The 21494-nt window shown below is 31.1% G+C and carries 18 protein-coding genes and 1 tRNA gene; 8 read left to right on the top strand and 11 right to left on the bottom strand.

What is annotated here, in order from left to right:
* Positions 1–23: 23 nt before the first annotated feature.
* From IU405_RS07120 to trxA, 7 genes are all read right to left on the bottom strand, one after another.
* Positions 24–2252 carry a tetratricopeptide repeat protein gene (locus tag IU405_RS07120; protein WP_317193353.1) on the bottom strand — a complete coding sequence of 743 codons (2229 nt, stop codon included), beginning with the start codon at positions 2250–2252 and terminating at the stop codon, positions 24–26.
* Between the two features lie 121 nt (positions 2253–2373).
* On the bottom strand, positions 2374–3069 hold the full coding sequence (locus IU405_RS07115; protein WP_197437917.1) for an ABC transporter ATP-binding protein: 696 nt from the start codon (positions 3067–3069) through the stop codon (positions 2374–2376).
* A 6-nt stretch (positions 3070–3075) separates the two neighbouring features.
* The gene (locus IU405_RS07110) at positions 3076–4542 is read right to left on the bottom strand and encodes a DUF5687 family protein (RefSeq protein ID WP_197437916.1); all 1467 of its coding nucleotides are present in this window, start codon (positions 4540–4542) and stop codon (positions 3076–3078) included.
* A gap of 50 nt (positions 4543–4592) precedes the next feature.
* Positions 4593–5300: a hypothetical protein gene (locus tag IU405_RS07105; protein WP_197437915.1), complete on the bottom strand. Its 708-nt coding sequence runs from the start codon at positions 5298–5300 to the stop codon at positions 4593–4595.
* A 2-nt stretch (positions 5301–5302) separates the two neighbouring features.
* Positions 5303–5956, bottom strand: a complete 654-nt coding sequence (locus IU405_RS07100) for a hypothetical protein (RefSeq protein WP_197437914.1) — start codon at positions 5954–5956, stop codon at positions 5303–5305.
* A gap of 10 nt (positions 5957–5966) precedes the next feature.
* Positions 5967–6305, bottom strand: a complete 339-nt coding sequence (locus tag IU405_RS07095) for a PadR family transcriptional regulator (protein ID WP_197437913.1) — start codon at positions 6303–6305, stop codon at positions 5967–5969.
* A 129-nt stretch (positions 6306–6434) separates the two neighbouring features.
* Positions 6435–6800 (bottom strand): thioredoxin, encoded by a 366-nt coding sequence (gene trxA / locus IU405_RS07090; RefSeq protein ID WP_197437912.1) that lies wholly within the window; start codon positions 6798–6800, stop codon positions 6435–6437.
* A 153-nt stretch (positions 6801–6953) separates the two neighbouring features.
* Between trxA and IU405_RS07085 the strand changes: the two genes are divergently transcribed.
* The 3 genes from IU405_RS07085 to IU405_RS07075 all read left to right on the top strand — a co-directional run bounded on the left by IU405_RS07085 (position 6954) and on the right by IU405_RS07075 (position 11017).
* On the top strand, positions 6954–9113 hold the full coding sequence (locus IU405_RS07085) for a prolyl oligopeptidase family serine peptidase (RefSeq protein ID WP_197437911.1): 2160 nt from the start codon (positions 6954–6956) through the stop codon (positions 9111–9113).
* A 156-nt stretch (positions 9114–9269) separates the two neighbouring features.
* Entirely contained in the window at positions 9270–10565 is a 1296-nt protein-coding gene (locus tag IU405_RS07080; protein ID WP_197437910.1) for a phosphoribosylamine--glycine ligase, read from the top strand.
* Positions 10566–10573: 8 nt separating this feature from the next.
* Positions 10574–11017, top strand: a complete 444-nt coding sequence (locus IU405_RS07075; protein WP_197437909.1) for a GNAT family N-acetyltransferase — start codon at positions 10574–10576, stop codon at positions 11015–11017.
* 766 nt (positions 11018–11783) lie between these two features.
* Here IU405_RS07075 and IU405_RS07070 read toward each other — a convergent pair.
* Together IU405_RS07070 and IU405_RS07065 are read right to left on the bottom strand one after the other, a co-directional pair.
* A tRNA-Ile gene (locus IU405_RS07070) sits at positions 11784–11857 on the bottom strand.
* A gap of 62 nt (positions 11858–11919) precedes the next feature.
* Positions 11920–12891, bottom strand: a complete 972-nt coding sequence (locus IU405_RS07065) for a polyprenyl synthetase family protein (RefSeq protein ID WP_197437908.1) — start codon at positions 12889–12891, stop codon at positions 11920–11922.
* A gap of 127 nt (positions 12892–13018) precedes the next feature.
* On the opposite strand from IU405_RS07065, the gene IU405_RS07060 reads away from it, so the two are divergent.
* The 5 genes from IU405_RS07060 (at position 13019) to IU405_RS07040 (ending at position 20310) form a co-directional block, all read left to right on the top strand.
* A complete protein-coding gene (locus tag IU405_RS07060) occupies positions 13019–13618 on the top strand; it encodes a TetR/AcrR family transcriptional regulator (RefSeq protein ID WP_197437907.1) in 600 nt (199 codons plus the stop codon).
* A 1-nt stretch (position 13619) separates the two neighbouring features.
* Positions 13620–15023, top strand: a complete 1404-nt coding sequence (locus tag IU405_RS07055; protein ID WP_197437906.1) for a TolC family protein — start codon at positions 13620–13622, stop codon at positions 15021–15023.
* Between the two features lie 10 nt (positions 15024–15033).
* Entirely contained in the window at positions 15034–16200 is a 1167-nt protein-coding gene (locus IU405_RS07050; protein ID WP_197437905.1) for an efflux RND transporter periplasmic adaptor subunit, read from the top strand.
* 68 nt (positions 16201–16268) lie between these two features.
* On the top strand, positions 16269–19760 hold the full coding sequence (locus IU405_RS07045) for an efflux RND transporter permease subunit (protein ID WP_197437904.1): 3492 nt from the start codon (positions 16269–16271) through the stop codon (positions 19758–19760).
* 76 nt (positions 19761–19836) lie between these two features.
* Complete coding sequence (locus IU405_RS07040; RefSeq protein ID WP_197437903.1) at positions 19837–20310, top strand: regulatory protein RecX; 474 nt, start codon at positions 19837–19839, stop codon at positions 20308–20310.
* Position 20311: 1 nt separating this feature from the next.
* Here the strand turns inward: IU405_RS07040 and IU405_RS07035 are convergent, their stop codons facing one another.
* Together IU405_RS07035 and IU405_RS07030 are read right to left on the bottom strand one after the other, a co-directional pair.
* Complete coding sequence (locus IU405_RS07035) at positions 20312–20830, bottom strand: nuclear transport factor 2 family protein (RefSeq protein ID WP_197437902.1); 519 nt, start codon at positions 20828–20830, stop codon at positions 20312–20314.
* Positions 20827–21477: a hypothetical protein gene (locus IU405_RS07030; RefSeq protein ID WP_197437901.1), complete on the bottom strand. Its 651-nt coding sequence runs from the start codon at positions 21475–21477 to the stop codon at positions 20827–20829. Before IU405_RS07030 ends, IU405_RS07035 begins: the two co-directional genes overlap by 4 nt.
* Positions 21478–21494: the final 17 nt, after the last annotated feature.

Below are 21494 nucleotides of genomic sequence, written 5' to 3'. Positions count from 1 at the left end.
GTAAAGTCTGTTTTCCTTGTTTATTATTCTTTCGAAAGTTTTTCTAATTGAAGTACAATCTCTTTTGCTTTTTTGCCTTCATCAGTATTGCCAAAATTTACAGCAACATATTCCATCGCAATTTTATAGGTATTTCTATCTTTTGATTTGCCAATGGCATAGGCTTTTAACAGCTCGAATTTTGGCGCCAATTCTGAAGCAGAAATACTTGGTAAAATGGTGTCAATTTGTACAATAACTTCTTCGTATTTGCTTTCTTTGTACAAATAATACAACTCTTTATATTGTTTTTCTATGTCCGTTTCTGCAACTTCTTCTTCAATTGTTTTTTCAGTTGGATTTAAAATGAGTTGTGCAAATTTTGTATCTGGATACTCATTTACGATGACATTTTTATAAACGGTTGCCTTTTCGTTGTTTCCAAGTTTGGTTTCCAATTGATATAAATGCCAGTTTATAGGTAAAATTAATTCTTCATTTGGCTGTAAAGAAGCAACTCTTTCCAATCGTTTTTTTGCCAAATTTGGATTATTGAATTGCTCTTTATAAATCAATCCTAATTCATATAATGCTTGATTTCGTTGAAAATGCAAACTATCAATCACAACTTTATCAGAAGGAATTTTACTGATGTATGATTCCAAATCATAGCGTTCGTTTTTTTGATTTACCTCAGAAATTTCTTTTTCCTGAATCGAATTTTTTGCTTTTTCAGCCCATCTCCAATTGTCTTCCAATCTTCTATTTCCCCAAATTTTCTTAAATTCAGTAGCTCCAAAACTCAAAGATTGAGGATTGTAAAAATACCATTTCCCCTTATCTGCTGATGCTAAAGAAGTATTGTTATTGCCAAAAGCCAATTGATTTAAACGCAATTGAGCTGCATCTTCATCTGCTTTTTTTATTTTCTCAATATACTTTTCAAAAAACGCTTTTTGATCCTCTTTTGACAATGCTGTAAGTTTTAAAATGCTATCATTTTTTGTGACCAAACTTTCAAATTGAATCAAATAAGCCAAGCTTTTTTGCTTTCTTTTGATGCGTCTAATTCGAATGTCTAAACTGTCTTTTGAAATTTGTAAAACACTATCAAAATACGCACTTGCAATTTGATATTCAGCGTTTTTAAAATGAAGATTCCCTAGTTTTTCATACGTAAAAGTTCGTTGTTTTTCATTTGCATTTGGAACTCTTAACGATTTATTGTAATCAACCATGGCTAACTGAATACTATCTTTTTGCTCATTTAAAACACCAGTTTGATAATACAAAGCGTCTAAATAAGGTCTGTTATCCCGATTTTTTATGAGTTTTTGCAATCTTTCAAAAGAAATTGCAGCAATAGAATCGTTGGTGGCATTTTTTGCCAATTCAATTTCTGCATGAATTTTATATCTTTCAGGAGCGTTGCTAAAATTGATGAGCTTTTTAAATTGCATAGCTGCAGAATCTTTCTTATTTTCTTCAGCAAATAATTGTCCTAAAATAAAAAGATTTCTAGCAGCTTGGTCTTTGTCTTTTAGAGTCCTTGTTGCCAACAATAAACTTTCTTTAGCTTTTTGAATACTGTCGCTTTTTATGTAAGCCATTGCTAAAGCTGTGTATCCATTTTCTTTGGTTTCATCAGGTAAATTGGCTTCTAAAGTGTCTCTTACAATCAATAATAATTTTAAGGTTTCAATGGCCATTTCTTCATTATCAACTCTAATTTCTGATTTTGCGCGCCAAATTTTAGTATCGGCAATCAAATTGGCATTTGGATAATTGGCAATTACGTAATTGAACGCTTCAATAGCAGGAATAAATCGTTGTTGATAATAACGTGATTTTCCTAGCAATAAATACGCATCGTCAATTTGTCTATTTCGCTCTAAACCATCAATATTCATTTTGTGAACTTGAATGGCTTTTACCGCTTTTTCTTCGGCTTTGTCAAAAGTTGTGAGTGTTTTTTTGGTTTCATCATTTTCGTTAGAATCAAAACCTGCGCCTAAACCAAATTCAGTCATATCTGCGCGTTTTTCTTCAAATTCAATAGGTTCAATAGGCAATCTTTGAAACCAATCGTCTTTATAATTTGCGTTGATTTCTTCAATGCCACTTTTTAAGGCTTCTTGACCGTTAAAAAGTACATTGTATTTTGTGGTTAATGCTTGATAATTTCTACTTATAAACGTATTTTTTTTAGTGCCGCAAGCAATTGCAACCATAATCAGAAATCCTACAACAAGTATTTTTTTGGTGATTTTCACGTAGATAAATCTTCGTTAAACAGTTATTTTTTAAACTTAAAAACTCTTATTGATAACTAATTTTTGTTGAAAATAGTATCAATAAGAGTGTAAAAATAGTAATTAATTGAGAAATTGGTGCTTAAACAGCAAAATAGCTTTCCAACTCTTGCAAAGTTTCTGCAGAAGTTTGAATATCTTTCACAACATTTCCTTTTTCTAAAACCACAATTCGTTCACAAACTTCAGTTACATGTGTTAAATCGTGACTAGAAATAAGTACCGTAATTTCTCTGTTTTCAGCCAAATCTTTGATGATTTTTTTCAATCTAATTTGCGTTGTTGGGTCTAAATTCGCAAAAGGCTCATCCAAAATAATCAACTTTGGATTTCCCATCATTGCAGCAATAATCCCCACTTTTTTCTGATTTCCTTTGCTTAAATCGCGCAAATATTTTTTTCTTCCAATAATTTCTCCGTTGAAAAACTCTTCAAATTTTGCTACAAATGCGTCCACATCTGCTTTGTTCATTCCTCGCAAATCACCAATAAATTCAAAATATTCTTCAGGTGTTAAATAGCCAATCAAAAAAGATTCGTCAATAAAAGATCCTGTAAAATTTTTCCAATCTTCACTGGTATTTACTTGAATTTCGTGGTTTGTAATAGAACCTGTTGTGGGTCTAACCAAATCCAAAAGGATGTTAAAAAAAGTGGTTTTTCCTGCGCCATTATTTCCTACCAAACCAAAACTTTGTCCTGTTGGAATTTCGAGAGTGTCTATGTGAAGCACTTCTACTGGGCCGTATTTTTTTGATAATTGAGTTGTTTGTATCATTGTATTTTAGTTTTCTTGATTAAAAGCATGAATCATTTTGTATTTTGATTCTTGGTATTTTTTAGTAATTAAAAGCATTAATTGTTTGTGAAAAGCGATTCCTGCAAAACCTAAAATAAGCAAGGTAATCACAGCTGTTTCAAAGTTGACCAACCAACTGATCAGTCCAAAAAGTGCCATTGGAAATAGCATTAATGGAATTCCAATCAACCATTGAACTGCTCCTGTTCCTTGATAATTAAATGCAGCTTTTTCATCCAAATTGATTTTTTTTCTATTGAATGAACCTCCATACATAATTACATGTGTGTTTACACCAATGTTATAGATCATGGCTGCAAAATGAACTGCTAAAATTTTCCATCCAAAATACACATAAGGAATTCCCAATACAAAAAGCAGCACAATACTAATGGTCATAATCATGAATTTTGATTTCAAATAACGCTCGTATTTGATGTTTTGGCTCATCAACATTTTATAATAACTGCTGTCCCAAGCAGGAATAAATTGCCCAAAATTCATCAAAAAAGCACCTGTTGAAAAAATTCCTACCAATACAAAAATCACTTCCATGTCAGCATAAATGGGTTGTGTGTAAAAAATCAATCCATATAATAATCCAACAACCAACATCCAAATGGATGATTTTGTGCGTTTGTTTCGCATCATCAATCTCAAATCGTTTTTGATAAAAGGCGCTAAATCACCAAATCTATCTGCAAAAGATAAATCTGCAGCAGCAACTTCTTTTGATTTTTCGGAAATGATGGCATCTAAGTAGACTTCATTGCGCAATTGTTTGTAGTTTGTTTGATATAATAAGACCAATAAAACCACAAAAATGAGTGCATAAATTGGGTTTTCATATACTCCATCAAAACCTTGACCCACAAAACCTGATAGATTAAAAATTTCGAAATAATGAATCAAATAACCAACAATCAATAAAGCAATTAAACCTACAAAAACTTGATTGTTTTTATTGATGAGAAAATTGAAAAAATTAGCACATTGCGTAAGTAAAATCATGCTAAATAACCAACCTAAAACGCCTGAAGTATCATACCCTTCTCGAATTAACACAACCGCAAAAGGAATGTAGAAAAAAAGTGCAAAGGTGTTAAAAAAAGAAATCGCTGATTTTATCAATAAAAAATGAACGATTTTATTTTTAGAAATTGGCAATAGCAACATGGGTTTGATGTTCATTACAGGCAATTTTTGCATCATGTATCTAAAAATCAAATCGCCCAAAAACGCGTATAACAAGAAGCTATTCACAACAACCAAAGGATCTTGAGTTGGGAATTGCTCTTTTAAAATAAAGTAACCTCCAATTCCGATGATTAAGAAAGTTGCCATAAAATAGAGTGCAAAAAAGCCCAATAAAATATTTAGAAAAATACTTTTTTGCCAATAAGAAGAACGAAAATATTGTTTCCATTCTAAATTTACAAAGTGTGCAATCATGGTTTAAAATTTAGCTAGTTGATTGATAAGTAGTTGAAATGGTAAAATTGTTACACATTTTTTACCATTTTATATTCTGGATAGGTTTCTTGGAGTAATTCTTTTGATTTACTAGGAATAACGTAAGAAGTAACATAAAATAGAATAATCAAAACAGTTGTACAAAAAGCAATTAATATAAGCCAATGACTTTCTAAAGAACTAAACTCGATCTTTGTAAATCTAACCGAATTGAAAATATTTACAAATCCTATACTTACAACACCTCCTTTTGTTTGCCCAATAATTTCTTCTAATAAAAAGATTTTTTCTTTTTTTTCAGCTTTTTGTTTTTGTGCTTTTCTGTCTTTGTATAGATACATCATTTCAAAAAGCACTGCTATTAAAAGTGCACCAATAATATAAAACTCAGAATATTTAATTTGCAATAGACTATAAATTCCAAAGAAAATAAGTATTGTTGTCAACAATTTTGGCATTGTAAACCACTCTTTTACAAAACGTAATTGAATGTTCCAATAACGTTTATTCATTTGTTTTTGTTTGGCTTCAATAACATCCATAAAACCAAAAATCCCAAATTTTTTAAACGATTTATCTCTTGCGTCTTCAAATGATAAATGCGGGTTTTCTAACCAAATTTCTTCAATATCATTGGCCAAATGATCTACCAATTCTGTTTGCACATCATAATGATACACAAAATGCTTGCGAGTGAATTCGTAGAGATTTTCTATATGAGTTTGGGTGAGTTTCATAATTAAACACGCTTATATTTTTCAATAACTGCTTGATGCTTTTTATAAAAATGATGACAGATAAATGTTACCATAAATCCTGCACTCAAAAACGACATAAAAATGGAACTAAGTTGTCCTTTATGGTCTAAAAAACTTCCTAATAACAAAGGAATAATTAAAAAAACAACAGCTATATATTGTGTTTTTAAAATAAAACGATAGGTGCTTTTTTGTTTAGAAAGTTGTGTTTTTATAATGATGTAAATCATGTAAATCAATGCTAAAAAAGTAGCTGAAAGCAATAGGTTATTTATCAAATTTACTTCTTGTTCCTGAAAAGAAATAGCACTGTTTTTTAAAAAAAACATAGGTAATAAATATGCTGCCAAATACAAAAAATAAAAAGGCCTGAATTCTTTAACAGCTTTATCAACCACAATTTTTGATTCAGCATAAAACATCCCAAAATAGAAACTAGACCGTTGTTTAAAATGTTGTTCCCATTTGATGGTCGTCATTTTTAGTGCGTTTTCAAACGAATGATTTTTGTTCATAAATTGTTCAATATCCAAAATCATGTGATCTAAAATTTCGACTTTTAAATCTAGGTATTCAACTTTTCTATTTTGTAAATAGTGTTCTACAATTTCTATTTGTTCTTTTGTCAATTCCATAGCATAAAATTTATTCCAAACTAAATTTAGGATTTACTAAGTGTTGCATTGTTCTCAAAAATTCTTGCATTTCCGAAACTTTATTAGCGGTTTCTTTGCTGCCATTTTCAGTCAATTTGTAGTATTTTCTGAGTCTGTTTCCCACATTTGCCACCTCAACATCTAGCAAACCATCAGCTTCTAATTTATGCAAAGCAGGATACAAAGCGCCTTCCGTAATGTTTAATTCGCCTTTGGTCAATTCTTTTACTTTTTGAGTGATTTCATAGCCGTACATTTTTTCATTACTCGCCAATAATTGCAAAATAATAGTTTGTAATGAGCCTTTGTATAATTTTTGATTTCCCATTTTTGGATGATTTATCGAAAACAAATATATACATAAAATTCTTATGCATAAAAAAACATATGCATAAAATTTTCCTGCAAAGTCTTTGAGACCTTACAGAAATTTAAAAATATTGAAGGTTTAGAGATATTAAACTGGTTTTTCAACCTTCAAAACATCCGCAATTACACGTTCTAATTCGGCTTTTGGCAAAGCGCCACTTGCCATTTGTGGCATATCTTCCATGGGACAAAAAAGCATTGTAGGAATACTTCTGATTCCGAAAGCTGCTGATAATTCTTGCTCAACTTCAGTGTCGATTTTATAAATGTCTATTTTACCTTTATATTCTTCCGAAAGTTGTTCTAAAATCGGCGCAATCATTTTGCAAGGTCCACACCAATCTGCATAAAAATCAATAATTGCAGGTTTATCACCTTCAAATTTCCACTCTTCGTATTTCTCAAAATTAAATACTTTTTCTAAAAAAGTTTCTTTGGTTAATTGTGTTGTCATGATGTAATTTTTAATAAATATAGTGGTTTTATAAAATTATATCCAAAAAAATGGAAATTTTATATTTGTTAAAAACTGTTAAATTATTGGTTTTATGTAACTTATCCCATCTAAAAATAACTAATTTTGAAACAATCTTCAAACAAACTCATCATGAACAAAAAATTTATTTTCATCCATTTCATAGCAAGCCTTATTTTCGTTGCTTGTAATCCATCAAAAAAAGAAAAAAATAGCATCGTGAATTATCCAGAAACTACTAAAAAAGCAGTGATTGATACGCTTTTTGGAACCCAAATTATCGACAATTATCGTTGGCTAGAAGATGATAAAAGTGCAGAAACTGAAAGTTGGGTAAAGGCTCAAAATGAAGTTACTTTCGATTATTTAAAAAATATTCCTTATAGAGAAGCACTTAAAAATCGATTGTCAGAATTATGGAATTACGAAAAAGTGGGAACGCCTTTTAAAGAAGGAGATTACACGTATTTTTATAAAAATGATGGATTGCAAAATCAGTCTGTAGTTTACCGTCAAAAGGATAAAGGCGAACCAGAAGTTTTTTTAGACCCAAACACTTTTTCTGAAGATGGCAGTACTTCACTGAGTAGTTTAAGTTTTTCTAAGGATGGAAAAACGGCTGCATATTCCATTTCTGAAGGTGGATCTGATTGGAGAAAGGTAATAATTATCGATGTTGAATCAAAAAACGTAAAAGAAGACACCTTGGTTGATGTGAAATTTTCGGGAGTTTCTTTTTATAAAAATGAAGGATTTTACTACTCAAGTTATGACAAACCTAAAAGGAGTGAATTGTCTGCAAAAACAGATCAACACAAATTATTTTATCATAAATTAGGAACTTCTCAAAAAGAAGACATCGTTATTTTTGGCGAAAAACCATCAGAAAAACACAGATATGTTGGAGGATATGTTACTGAAGACAATACTTTTTTAGTGATTACTGCTGCTGTTTCAACTTCAGGTAATAAATTGTTTATCAAAGATTTATCAAATCCAAAAAGTGAATTAGTTGCTATTGTAAACGATACAAATAGTGATACTTATGTACTTGATAACAAAGGAACAACCTTGTTTTTACAAACCAATTTAAATGCGCCAAATCAAAAAGTTGTTACTGTTGATGTGTCAAATCCAACTCCAGAAAACTGGAAAGATTTTATTCCAGAAACTGAAAACGTATTGAATTGTACTTCTGGAGGTGTTTATTTATTTGCAGATTATATGGTGGATGCTGTAACTAAAATCGTACAATATGATTTTGATGGAAAAATGATTCGAGAAGTAAAACTACCTGGAGTGGGTTCTGCAGGAGGTTTTGGCGGAAAAAAAGACGCTAAAGAATTGTATTTTTCATTTACAAATTACAATACGCCAAGTTCATCATTCAAATTCAATCCCAAAACTGGAACCTATGAATTGTATTGGAAACCAGCCATCGATTTTGATGCCAATGACTATGAAAGTAAACAAGTATTTTATACTTCAAAAGATGGTACAAAAATTCCAATGATGATTACCTATAAAAAAGGCACAAAATTGAACGGAAAAAACCCAACCATTTTATACGGTTACGGAGGATTTAATGTGAGTTTGACACCTTATTTTAGTGTGGTAAATGCAGTTTGGATGGAACAAGGCGGTGTTTATGCAGTTCCAAATTTACGTGGTGGTGGAGAATATGGAAAAAAATGGCACGATGCAGGAACCCAAATGAAAAAGCAAAATGTGTTTGATGATTTTATTGCAGCTGCTGAATATTTGATTAAAAACAAGTACACTTCTTCTGAATATTTAGCCATCAGTGGTGGTTCAAATGGTGGATTATTAGTAGGTGCAACAATGACACAAAGACCTGATTTAATGAAAGTTGCATTGCCAGCTGTAGGTGTTTTAGACATGTTGCGTTATCACACATTTACAGCAGGTGCAGGATGGGCTTATGATTATGGAACTGCAGACGACAGCAAAGAAATGTTGGATTATTTGAAAGGATATTCACCTGTTCACAATGTAAAAAAAGGGGTGAAATATCCTGCAACTTTAATTACAACTGGCGATCATGATGACAGAGTAGTGCCTGCACATAGTTTTAAATTTGCTGCTGAATTGCAAGAAAAACAAACAGGAAATAACCCAACGTTAATTCGAATTGAAACCAATGCAGGACATGGAGCTGGAAAACCTGTTTCGAAAATTATTGAGGAAAATGCTGACGTTTTTGGATTTACATTCTTCAATATGGGATTTGAACAATTGCCAAATCCACCAAAAAGTAAAATCAAAAGTTAATTTATTTAAAAAATAAAATTCTTTATAACTCGCTATTTTTATTGAAAAAAATAGCGAGTTATTTCTTTTTATTGAATACAAAATCCGAAGTTAACATAGACTAATTTACATACATTTGTAATGTAATTTGAACCATCAAAAAATCCATTTTCACCATTGAAAACAATCATTCCCGCAGTAAAAAATTTTCTTTTTATTTCTCGTTGGGGCGAAACTTTAGACATTGTTCACACTATAAAACAAGAAGGACATGTAGTAAAATTTTTTATCGAAGACAAATCTTCTAAAGAAATTGGTTTTGGTTTTGTTGACAAAATAACTCGTTGGGAAAAATATGTTGATTGGGCAGATATTATTGTGTTTGATTATACAGGTTATGGAAAAATTGCATCAGAATTAAGAGCCAAAGGAAAAATTGTTTTTGGTGGAACAGCATATACTGATTTGCTAGAATTGGATAGAAACTTTGGACAATCTGAACTTCAAAAACACAAAATAAAAGTAATTCCTTCCAAAGAGTTTACTTCTTTTAAAGACGCTGTAATTTATATTGAGCAACATCCAAATTCGTATGTTTTAAAACCTTGTGGAGAAACTCAAGAACTCAAACAATTATTGTTTGTTGGTAGTGATGATGAAGGTTTGGACGTAATTCGAGTTTTGAAAGCCTATGAAAAATCATGGGGAAATAATTTTGGCGTCTTTCAATTGCAACGAAAAGTAAAAGGAGTTGAAATTTCGGTTTCTGCGTTTTTTAATGGAAAAGAATTTTTATATCCTATCAATATAACTTTCGAGCATAAAAAATTGTTTCCAAAAGAATTGGGCGTTTCTACTGGCGAAATGGGAACAAGTATGTTTTGGACAAAAGATTCTCCTATTTTTAATGCAACTTTGTTAAAGTTTCAAAACACGCTTGCCAAACACGGATTTGTAGGTCACATTGATATCAACTGTATTGTAAACGGAAATGGCATTTATCCGTTGGAATTTACATCGAGATTTGGTTATCCACAGATTTTAATTCAAAGAGCAGGAATCAATGAGCCAATTGGCGATTTGTTATACAAAATTGCTTCAGGAGAAAATTTTAAAATTAATACCAAAAAAGGATTTCAAGTGGGCGCTTTCATTGTGGTTCCACCATTTCCTTATGATGACAAAAAAACGTTTGAATTATTTTCAAAAGATGCAGTTGTTGTTTTCAAAAAAAACGGAAAAGAAGGCGTTCATCCTATGCATCTGAAAAAAATAAATGATGAATGGTTGATTACTGGAAATACAGGAATTGCTGTGCTAGTTTCGGGTTTTGGAAATACGATGAAAGATGCTCAAAAAATGATGTATAATAGAATCAATAATGTGATTATTAATAATGGATATTACAGAACAGACATTGGAGATCGCTGGGCAGAAGATTCTGATAAATTGTGGTCCTGGGAATTGTTATAAAAACAACTATGATTTTTAAAAAAACTACTGATTTTGCAACATTTTTTAGCATTCTTCCTGATGATTGGAAAGAAGCAATTTTGCCTTTTTGGAATGATTTAAAATCAACCACAAATGGCTATATTTTGGAAGAAAATAGTCAAATCATTGCTGGAGGTTTGGTTTTTTCAACATGCCCTCCTGATATGAAATATGCTGAAAAGGTAGCCGAATTTTGGTTTCAAAATGGATATTTATATGTGGGATTTATTTATGTTATTCCCGAAAAAAGAGGTCAAAATATGGGTAGTTTTTGGCTAGAAAATCTTAAAAAAATACATCCAAATCAAAAATATTGGCTCACCATTGAAGATCTAAGTCTTCACGGATTTTATGTTAAAAACGGATTTAAAAAAACGAAATCTCTTCAAAATGATGGTCATGAAGAAGTGATTTATATTTTCGAGAATTGATTAATTACTTTTCCTCTCTATTCCAATTTTTGCAAATACTATGTAAAACGAACTAATTTAATGAAATTTAAAAGCATAAAAAAGCCTCACATTTCTGTGAAACTTTTTTGTTCATTTGTTTTCAACGTAGATTATTGTAAAAACACCGCGTAAAGAAATAAAAATTGTACTTACTTAAATTCGATTTGTTTTTAAATTTAGTGATGTGCAAATTTATATATGGTTCTAAACATTTTGTTTAGGATGCTTGTAGTCAAAACTAAAAAAGGGAAAAAACAAGCAAAGAAAATCATGACATTTAATCCGTCAAATAGTGTTTCTATGTGAGACATTTCTACTAAATATTTTCCTGATGCATTTAAACCTATTGAACAGATTAAAACTATTAAGAGCTGTTTTATATAATTTGTTTTCATAACTGGGGGGTATTGAATTATTTACACTGTAAAATTAAAAGGTTTTCAGGTAATTAAAAAAGAAAACAGGATTCACTTAGCAGTTGATTTTTTAATGAGATAAGTGTATGGCTTTGAGGAATAAGTGGTTAAATTTTATTATTTTTATATAATAAGTGAAGGTTTTTTGTGTGATATTTTGAGCTTTTTTACAACATCTGAAAGCAAAAAACAGGATTTAATAAGTTTTCATGACAAGTTCCAACATAATAGGTATCAACCTTTTTACTAAAAATAATATAACAACCTATCTCTTGCATTTTTTTAAAATAAAAAAGGTTCTACGAAATTTCATAAAACCTTTGTTGTTGTGGTCCCACCTGGGCTCGAACCAGGGACCACCTGATTATGAGTCAGGTGCTCTAACCAACTGAGCTATAGGACCTAGAATTGGTGTGCAAATGTACTATTTATTTTAAATTATTTACAAATAAAATAGCATAATTATTAGACAGTTCTGTTCATCAACCACAACCCAAAATTTTTCAATTTCTCTTTGTCTACCTCAGAAATGGTCATTTCTTGCAATGTTTCAAATGCTTTTTCTGTAAAAGATTCTATTTCATTTTTAATCAAAAGAGGAATGTCATACAATTCAAAAATTCGGGTAACTTCATTGATTTTAAATGAATTGTCTTCCATTTTTTGATTGTAAAAAAATTGCAGCTTTTGTTGGTCTTTTTTGTCCGCTAATTGTAATGCTTTCAGATATAAATATGTTTTTTTGTTCTCAATAATATCGCCTGCAATCTGTTTTCCAAAGGTTTCTGAATCGCCAAAAGTGTCTAAATAATCATCTTGCAACTGAAAAGCTAGCCCTAAATTCAAACCGAAATCATAAATTAAATCGGCATTTTTTGAATTTGTTTCAGAAACGATTGCGCCCATTTTTAAAGCTGCAGCCACCAAAACTGAGGTTTTTAAACGAATCATTTCAATATACTCTTCAATGGTTACATCATTTCTGGTTTCAAAATCAACGTCTAATTGTTGTCCATCACAAACTTCTAAAGCAGTTTTGCTGAACAATTTTGCCAATTCATGAAAAATGGTTGGTTCGTAATTCTCAAAAAATTGATACGCCAAAATCAACATGGCATCTCCTGAAAGAATTCCTGTATTCAGATTCCACTTTTCATGCACTGTTTTTTTACCTCTTCGCAAAGGAGCTTCATCCATAATATCATCATGAATCAAGGTGAAATTATGAAAAACCTCTACTGCAAGTGCTGCTGGAAAAGCCTTTTTATAGTCTGATGAAAATATATCAGCAGCCATTAAAGTGAGAATAGGTCGCATTCTTTTGCCTCCTAATTGTAAAATATAGTCTATGGGTTCGTATAAATTTTTAGGTTCTCGAACCCAATTTTTCGAATCTAAATACGCTAAAAAAGCCTGTTGATATTGTAAAATGTCCAAAATTGAAATTTTTTGTAAAAATAAGGTAAAGAATTCCTTCAAAAAACTTCCAATGTTAAAAAATCATTAAAACTTTGGAAACTTTTTTTGTTTCTAAAGTTTCCTTTACTATTTTTGCACCGAAATTATGAGAGAAACAATCATTGAAAAATCGTGCGAATTATTCTTAAACCTTGGTTTTAAGAGTGTTACTATGGATGAAATTGCCAATGCTTTAGGTGTTTCAAAAAAAACCCTTTATAAATATTTTAGCAACAAAACTGCTTTAGTAACTGCTGTAACCAATACCATGTTTGAGAAAATTTCTTGTGGAATTGATCATGTTTGCGGTATTGACATGAATCCTATTGATGAAATCTTCGCCATTAAAAAATTGGTGATGGAACATTTAAAGGATGAAAAATCTTCTCCTCAATATCAATTGCAAAAATATTATCCAAAGTTATTTTTATCACTCAAACAAAAACAGTTTCAAATCATGCAGAAATGCGTTTTAGAAAACTTAGAAAGAGGCGTAAAACTAGGTCTTTATAGAGAAGACATTGATGTAGATTTTATTTCAAGAATTTATTTCATTGGTATAACTGGCATCAAAGACAATGATATGTTTCCTTTAAAAAACTATGTAATGAAATCGTTAATGAACCAATATTTAGATTACCATTTGCGAGGAATTTGTACTCCAAAAGGGATTCTTCAACTAGAAAAACAATTAAAAGAAAATTAACATGAAAAGAATTTTAGTCGCGGTAAGTATTCTTTTTCTAACGGCTGCAAGCGCACAAGAAAAAACGATGACTTTTTCTTTGGATGAGGCAATCAAATTTGCGTTAGAAAATAGTTATAACACAAAAGCTGCCAGAAATGACAGTAAATCTGCCAAAGAAAAAGTCTGGGAAACAACTACTATTGGATTACCGCAAATCAATGCAAAAGTTGATTATCAAAACTTTTTGAAACAACCTGTATCATTGTTGCCTGCATCAGCTTTTGATAACACAACATCAACTGTTGAAACTGTTGAAGATTATTTTGATTTACAAGCAAACAGAAGACCAACAGCTCCTGATGGTTTTATTCCAGTTGTTTTTGGTACCAAACAAAATATGAATGCTTCTGTAACGCTCACTCAGTTACTTTTTGATGGTTCGTATTTGGTTGGATTACAAGCAGCAAAAACCTTCCTGAAAATATCTAACCAAGCAGAAGAAAAAACAGAACTCATTACTAGAGAAGCAGTTATCAATGCTTATGGAACTGTTTTGGTTACTGAAAATAGTGTTGCAATTCTGAAAAAGAACATTGAGATTTTAGAGAAGAACTATCAAGATGCCAAAAAGATTTTTGAAAATGGGCTGAATGAAGAGGAAGATGTTGAGCAATTGGAAATTACTTTAGGAAACTTAAAAAATCAATTGAAAAATGTTGAAAACATGCAATTGATTGCTTATCAAATGTTGAATCTTTCACTAGGAACTCCTATTGATACAAAGTTAGTTTTAACAGATTCTTTGGATGGATTAGCAACATCAAATATGAATTTAGCCTTGATTTCAGAAACATTTAGTATTGACAAACATATTGATTTTAAAATTGCTGAAAACGATCGTGAAACAAAACGATTGATGTTAAAACTTGAAAAAAGTAAATATTTACCAAGTTTAAATGCTTTTATCAATTATGGAACACAAGCATTTTCTGATTCTTTTACCTTTTTTAACAATGATCAACGTTGGTTTCAACAATCCTTATTTGGAGTTGGATTAAACGTACCTATTTTCAGTAGTTTTGGTAAAAATGCTACAACAGCTCAAGCTAAAATTGCCTTAGAAAATGCAGATTTACGATTAGAAGAAACCAAACAAAGACTTAGTTTACAAGCAGAAAAGGCAAAAAATGATTATCAATTTAGCATTGAAAATTATCAAACAGCCAAAAGAAATGTTGGTTTGGCAGAAAGAATTGAAAACAAACAACGCATCAAATTTTTTGAAGGAATCTCCTCAAGTTTTGATTTGTTACAAGCACAAAACCAATTATACTCACAACAACAAAATTACATTCAATCTATGCTTGATGTAATTGCAAAAAAAGCAGCATTAGAAAACGCATTAAATATTCCTTTAAAATAACTAACTGAAAATGAGAACTATATACGCATTATTAGTAACAACTATTATCTTCATTTCTTGTGGAGAAAAAAAACAACCTACTTTAGACGAAGTAATTACAACTCAAGATTTGACTACAATCCATGCTAAAAAATCAGAATTGGACAAACAAAGTCAAGAAATTTCTGAAAAAATAAAATTATTGATTACCGAAATTGACAAATTAGACACGCTAAAAAGAGTTCCTTTAGTTACTGCATTAGAAGCAAAAAACGAAGTTTTCAATCATTATGTAGAATTGCAAGGTGATGTAAAAACCAAACAAAATGTGTTGATTTATCCTGAAATGCCCGGAACATTAGAAAAAGTATATGTTACAAGAGGACAAAATGTAGTGAAAGGTCAACTTTTAGCTACTATTGATGATGGTGGAATGTCACAACAAGTAGCTCAATTGGAAGCTACAACAGCTTTGGCAAAAACTACTTTTGAACGTCAAAAAAGTTTGTGGAGTCAAAAAATTGGTTCAGAAATTCAGTTTTTACAAACAAAAACCAACTATGAAGCTCAAAAAAATAGTTTAGAACAACTCAAAAAACAATTGGGAAAAGCAAGTATTAGAGCGCCATTTTCGGGTGTTATTGATGAAGTAATCAAAGATCAAGGAACTGTTGTTGCGCCAGGAATGAGTTCTGAAATTTTTAGAATTGTAAATCTAAACAACATGTACATTGAAACTGCTGTTCCAGAAAAATACATCAGTACTATTACAAAAGGCAAAGCTGTTGAGGTTTTTTTACCAATGTTGAGCAAAACCTTGAATACAAAAATTAGAGAAACTGGTAACTTTATCAATCCTGCAAACAGAACTTTTATGATAGAAATTGAAGTTCCAAATTCGGATAAAAGCATCAAACCAAATCTTACTGCAAAGTTAAAAATCAACGATTATACGAATCAAAAAGCATTGTTAATTCCGCAAAGTATTATTTCGGAAAATGCTGAAGGTCAACAATATGTATATATTATAACTGATTTAAACGGCAACAAAGGTTTTGCAAAACAAACCGTAGTTAAAACAGGAAAAACAGAGGGTGATGTTATCGAAATTTTAGAAGGAATTTCTGAAGGAGACATGCTAATTCAAGCAGGTGCTAGAAGTGTGAAAAATGGACAAGAGGTTAAAATTAGCGAATAATTTAAACTATTGAATTTTACGTACTGAGTTGAAAATTTAAAGAAAACATCATTCAAAACACAAGTCTAATGACTACAAATAATAAAAAAACGGACAAAGAATTCAAACTCTCTTCTTGGGCAATTTCCAATAGTACAACAATGTATGTGGCAATTTTCTTGATTTTAGTCCTAGGAATTACGGCTTACTATGATATGCCAAGAGAAGATTTTCCTGAAATTAAAGAAACGAAAATCTATATCAGCACTTTATATCCAGGAAATACTGCAGAAGATATTGAAAAATTGATTACTGATCCACTAGAAGACCAGTTGAAAGGCTTGAGTGGCGTTGTAGAAATTACCTCCACTTCGCAAGAAGATTACTCCATGATTATTGTTGAATTTGATGACAATATGAATGTGGAAGTTGCCAAACAACGCGTAAAAGACAAAATCGATTCGGAAAAAGCTTCTGAAGATTGGCCCACTTTTAATGGCGCAAAAGTAGATCCAAATGCGTTTGATTTAAGCATGTCTGAAGAAATTCCGTTTTTAAACATCAATATATCAGGAGATTATCCTTTGGATAAATTGAAAGAATTTGCAGAATATTTGCAAGATGATATCGAAGATTTAACCGAAGTAAAACAAGCTGATATCAGAGGAGTTCAAGAAAAAGAGGTAGAAATTGCGGTTGATATTTATAAAATGATGGCAACTCAAGTAAGTTTTAACGATATCATTACTGCCATCAATAACGGAAATGTAACTTCGTCTGCAGGAAACTTAATTGCATCTGGACAAAGAAGAACTATCCGAATTTTGGGTGAAATTGAAAATCCTAAAGATTTAGAAAATTTCGTTGTCAAAACAGAAAAAGGAAATTCTATTTACTTGAGAGATATTGCAACTGTGAGTTTCAAAGAAAAAGACAAAACAACATTTGCCAGAAAAGATGGGAAACCTGTAGTAATGTTAGATGTTAAAAAACGCGCTGGAAAAAATATGATTGGTGCAGCTGAGCAAATAAAAATCATTGTTGCTAATGCAAAAGAAAATTATTTTCCTAAGAACTTAGAGGTAAGTATTACCAATGATTTGTCTGATAAAACTATTGGACAAGTGGATGATTTGGTGAATAATATCATTTTCGGAATTATTTTGGTTGTGGGAGTTTTGATGTTCTTTTTAGGATTCAAAAACGCGCTTTTTGTTGGTTTTGCAATTCCAATGTCGATGTTTATGTCGTTGATGATTTTAGGAGCTATGGGCTATACACTGAACACCATGATTCTTTTTGGATTGATTATGGGACTAGGAATGTTGGTTGATAATGGAATTGTTGTCGTCGAAAACGTATATCGTTTGATGGATGAAGAAGGGTTATCAAGAGTGGAAGCTGCCAAAAAAGGAATTGGAGAAATTGCCTATCCAATCATTATTTCTACAGTAACAACAGTTGCCGCTTTTGTTCCATTAGGTTTATGGCCTGGATTGTTTGGTCAATTTATGATTTATTTTCCAATTACACTTTCTGTGGTGTTGGGTTCATCTTTAGTAGTTGCGATTTTCTTCAATTCGGTGTTGGTTTCTCAATTAATGACCATTGAAGATAAAAATATGCCACTAAAAAGAATCATCACAATTACATCCATAGTTGGTGGTTTTGGATTGATTATTTTGATTTTTGGAGGTGCTTATAGAGGTTTAGGTTCTGTGATGGTTTTCACGGCAATTATGCTGTGGGTATATCGAATTTGGTTACGTAAATGGGCAAATTATTTCCAAGAAAACACCCTAGTTTGGCTAGAAAACGCTTATGAAACAACCTTGAAAAGGTCTTTAAAAAGATGGATTCCTGTTGCCATAACTATTGGAACTTTCTTATTATTATTTATTGCTTTTGGAGGTTTTGGAGCTTCAGTAGCCTCCCAAAGAACTAAAATCGAATTCTTTCCTGATAACAAACCAAATCAAGTTGTGGTGTATATAGAATATCCACAAGGAACAGATATTGATGAAACCAATAAAATTACCAAAGAAATTGAACAAAAAGTGTACAGTGTCTTAAATCAAGATTTGTACATGGATGAAGGTGTTAATTTTATGGTAGAAAGTTCGGTTTCGCAAGTGGGTGAAGGTGCAGGAAATCCTCAAACAGATGGAGGTTCTGCTGCTGAAATGCCTCACAAAGGAAAAATTACAGCTTCTATGCGTCAATACAAATATAGAAGAGGTTTGGATAGTGAGGAATTGCGTCAAAAAGTGCAAAAAGCATTGACAGGAATTTACCCTGGAGTGTTGATTTCTGTGGAAAAAGATGCAAATGGACCACCAACAGGAGCTCCAATCAACATTGAATTGGAAGGAAATGATTATGACGAATTGATTGCAACTGCCGAAAAAATGCGTGCATATATCAATACCAGAAATGTTCCTGGAGTTGACGAAATAAAAATTGATGTAAACAAAGACAAACCTTCTATGAAGGTCATTGTAGACAGAGAAAAAGCAGGAGAATTAGGCGTTTCTGCAAGTCAAGTTGGGCAACAATTAAGAAGTGCTATTTTTGGTGCAAAAGCTGGAATTTATAAAGAAGATGGAGATGATTATGATATCAATGTTCGTTTTAATGAAGACATTAGATATAACAAAAGTGCCATTTTTGAACAAAAAATTACCTTTAGAGATATGGCTTCTGGTCAAATAAAAACCATTCCTGTTTCTTCGATTGCAACACAAAGCAATAGCTCTGGATTTAGCGCCATCAAGCACAGAGACACCAAACGTGTGGTAACTGTGTATTCACAATTAGCGCCAGGTTATGTTGACGCTGCAGCTGTTGTAAACCAAATTAAAGAAGAAATGAAAAGTTTTTCTGATTTGCCTCCATCAATAAAAGTAGATTATACTGGGCAATTGGAAGAACAAAATAAACAACAAGCTTTTTTAATTGGAGCATTTTTTAAAGGATTGGCATTGATTTTCTTCATCCTGATTTTCCAATTCAATTCGGTTTCAAAACCAGCCATTATTATGATCGCTATTTTCTTAAGTTTTATTGGTGTTTTTGGCGGAATTGTTATTTCAGGAAGTTCGTTTGTAATTATGATGACTATGATGGGAATCATTGCTTTAGCAGGAATTGTGGTAAATAACGGAGTGGTTTTGCTGGATTATATGCAACTGCTGATTGACCGTAAAAAAGAAGAATTTGGTTTAGAAGATCAAAAATATTTACCTAAAGAGTTGTTATTGGATGCCATCATCAAAGCAGGAAAAGCACGTTTACGTCCTGTTTTATTAACCGCAATTACCACTATTTTAGGATTAATTCCATTAGCTATTGGTTTGAATATCAACTTTTTCTCATTATTTAGTGAGTTTGATGCCAATATTTATATGGGTGGTGATAATGTGATTTTTTGGGGACCTTTGGCTTGGGCTGTAATTTACGGCTTGTTTGTGGCAACATTCCTAACGCTGATTGTTGTTCCTATTTTGTTCTATTTAATTACCCGACTTAAAATGTGGTTACACCAAAAATTCAGTGGTGAAATTGTAGAAGTTTTAGATTGAAAAAGTTATTTCTAAATTTTAAAAAAGGTTGTGAAAATTAATTCACAACCTTTTTTCATTTTTGTACTTTTGAAAAATGAATCCGAAAAAAAGTTATACTGTTCACGAAATCAAACAAAAAATAGAGCAATATTGCGTTTATCAAGACAGATGTCATAAAGAAGTTGAAGAAAAAATAAAGTCATATAACTTAATTCCTGAAGCACGAGAAATGATTTTGTTAAATTTGATGAAAGACAATTTTTTGAACGAAGAACGCTTTGCGAAAAGTTTTGCTCGAGGAAAATTCCGAATTAAACATTGGGGAAAAAATCGCATTGTAAACGAACTGAAAATGAGAGATATTTCTTCTTACAATATCAAAACCGCGTTGAAAGAAATTGATGATAAAGAATATATAAACACCATTTACAAAATCACCGAAAACAGAAATAATGTCATTTCAGAATCAAATCCTTACAAACGCAAAAAAAAATTGATTGATTTTCTCCTTAGAAAAGGTTTTGAAACTGATTTAATTTTTAAAACAGTTGATGATGTTTTATCTTGACTTATTTGAATTTTAGCTGAAAAATAGAATCGTTTTTTCGAGTAATTTTTACCACTTCTTTCATGTCGTCATTTGGAATTGGAACAGACAACACATAATGTTTTAATTTCCAATTATTTTCTGTTTTCTCCAAAACTCCTGAACCTCTAAAAGTGCCTCTGTTGGTTTGTAAATTTTCATCAAACCAAGCAAAATTTCCAGTTTCGGTTATATAAATATTTCTTTCTAAAGCTTTGAAATCCCACGCTTTTCCCTTGTCAAAATGTGGTTTACTGTAATTTTCAAATTGTTTTTTTGACCAAATTTCAGATGCATCTGTGCCAATAAAAACAGAATTCTCAGCCATTTTATCAAAATAATTTGCATAATTTGCTTGTGAAGCTGCCAAATGCCACTCATTTAAAAAAGATTCTATGATTTGTTTTTGTTGCTTTTTTTCTGAATCAGATAAATTTACAACTGATTTTTCACAAGAAACCATTAGAATGAATAACAGCACTAAAGAAATGATTTTTTTCATTTATTGTCCTTTTTTTTAGCTTTTTCATCTAATTTTTTCGCTTTTTCATCCATTTTTTTCAAAATACTATTTTTTGAAATCGTATCAATTTTTGTGGTATCTAAACCAATCAAACTTACATCAATCGTAATTTCGTCTTCAAATTTTTTCTTAGAAAAAATGGTGTTAATTTTGGCATTAATTGCCCCAAAAGCTTCTAAAATTTTGTCAATTTGAGCGTTTACTTCCTTGGCAGTAATAGCAGGAATTGTGTTCATATCAGCCAATCTTAACGATTCATTATACATGATATTAACTCTCGTTTCAAAAGAAGGATTGTTCAATACTTCTAATTTCACACTATCTTTCATCGATTTTACAAGGTCTCTGAGCTCCACTGAATTGCTCAAAACTTCTTTGGGAGAAGCCTTTTTAAATCGTCCTAAAAAACTTTTAAGCGTTTTATATTCATTCCAATTTTCAATTTCAGGTTGAAAAAGTGGTAAAACATTTTCTAAATCAGGACGTTGCACAACAACGCGCATTTCAGCAATTGCAGAAGTATCAATTTCCTTTTTTTCTGGTGTTTTTTTACAAGAAATGAGGAATAGAACTGAAAAAAGAAGGAAATATTTCACTGAATACAAATTAACGTTGTAAAAATACATATTTTAATTGTGTGATT

The sequence above is a fragment of the Polaribacter sp. BAL334 genome (assembly GCF_015767435.1).
GTDB lineage: Bacteria > Bacteroidota > Bacteroidia > Flavobacteriales > Flavobacteriaceae > Polaribacter.
This window is presented reverse-complemented; position numbering and strand designations above follow the sequence as displayed.

What these genes read in the sequence shown, in the direction of transcription:
- IU405_RS07115 (WP_197437917.1), bottom strand. Translation starts at nt 3,069, where the DNA reads ATGATACAAACAACTCAATTATCAAAAAAATACGGCCCAGTAGAAGTG.
- IU405_RS07110 (WP_197437916.1), bottom strand. Translation starts at nt 4,542, where the DNA reads ATGATTGCACACTTTGTAAATTTAGAATGGAAACAATATTTTCGTTCT.
- IU405_RS07105 (WP_197437915.1), bottom strand. Translation starts at nt 5,300, where the DNA reads ATGAAACTCACCCAAACTCATATAGAAAATCTCTACGAATTCACTCGC.
- IU405_RS07100 (WP_197437914.1), bottom strand. Translation starts at nt 5,956, where the DNA reads ATGGAATTGACAAAAGAACAAATAGAAATTGTAGAACACTATTTACAA.
- IU405_RS07095 (WP_197437913.1), bottom strand. Translation starts at nt 6,305, where the DNA reads ATGGGAAATCAAAAATTATACAAAGGCTCATTACAAACTATTATTTTG.
- trxA (WP_197437912.1), bottom strand. Translation starts at nt 6,800, where the DNA reads ATGACAACACAATTAACCAAAGAAACTTTTTTAGAAAAAGTATTTAAT.
- IU405_RS07085 (WP_197437911.1), top strand. Translation starts at nt 6,954, where the DNA reads ATGAACAAAAAATTTATTTTCATCCATTTCATAGCAAGCCTTATTTTC.
- IU405_RS07075 (WP_197437909.1), top strand. Translation starts at nt 10,574, where the DNA reads ATGATTTTTAAAAAAACTACTGATTTTGCAACATTTTTTAGCATTCTT.
- IU405_RS07060 (WP_197437907.1), top strand. Translation starts at nt 13,019, where the DNA reads ATGAGAGAAACAATCATTGAAAAATCGTGCGAATTATTCTTAAACCTT.
- IU405_RS07055 (WP_197437906.1), top strand. Translation starts at nt 13,620, where the DNA reads ATGAAAAGAATTTTAGTCGCGGTAAGTATTCTTTTTCTAACGGCTGCA.
- IU405_RS07050 (WP_197437905.1), top strand. Translation starts at nt 15,034, where the DNA reads ATGAGAACTATATACGCATTATTAGTAACAACTATTATCTTCATTTCT.
- IU405_RS07045 (WP_197437904.1), top strand. Translation starts at nt 16,269, where the DNA reads ATGACTACAAATAATAAAAAAACGGACAAAGAATTCAAACTCTCTTCT.
- IU405_RS07040 (WP_197437903.1), top strand. Translation starts at nt 19,837, where the DNA reads ATGAATCCGAAAAAAAGTTATACTGTTCACGAAATCAAACAAAAAATA.
- IU405_RS07035 (WP_197437902.1), bottom strand. Translation starts at nt 20,830, where the DNA reads ATGAAAAAAATCATTTCTTTAGTGCTGTTATTCATTCTAATGGTTTCT.
- IU405_RS07030 (WP_197437901.1), bottom strand. Translation starts at nt 21,477, where the DNA reads ATGTATTTTTACAACGTTAATTTGTATTCAGTGAAATATTTCCTTCTT.